This window comes from Gilvimarinus gilvus, from assembly GCF_030518155.1.
In the GTDB taxonomy this organism is placed as follows: Bacteria; Pseudomonadota; Gammaproteobacteria; order Pseudomonadales; family Cellvibrionaceae; genus Gilvimarinus; species Gilvimarinus gilvus.
Genome location: NZ_JAULRU010000765.1, coordinates 1 through 330 on the forward strand (window position 1 = coordinate 1; position 330 = coordinate 330).

The following is a 330-nucleotide window of genomic DNA, read 5'->3' on the forward strand; positions in this document are numbered from 1 at the left end:
CATATTGGGCATGCTCGGCGTGGTCGTCCTCGATACAGCGTTGCGGATTTTCCGTTCCACTCTACTAAGCTGGAGCGGCGCTCAATTTGATCATCGCGAAAGCCTGAAAGCGATGAACCACATCTTGAATACTGACAACGCTGCGTTTGAAAAAGAACCAGCAGGGTATTACCTTGATAAAACTCAGGCACTAGAACAGATCCAAGAGTTCTATTCAGGTCAGTCTATTCTGCTTGTCATGGATCTGCCTTTCGTTCTGTTATTCTTAGCACTCATTTGGGTCATCGCCGGACCACTCATCATGATCCCCGTCGTGCTATTAGCGGTGTT

At 47.9% G+C, this 330-nt stretch carries 1 protein-coding gene; it reads left to right on the forward strand.

The features are described 5' to 3' along the window. Window positions 1-330, forward strand: a 330-nt coding sequence (locus QWI17_RS19465) for an ABC transporter transmembrane domain-containing protein (protein ID WP_302724194.1), incomplete at both ends; no start/stop codon positions are given.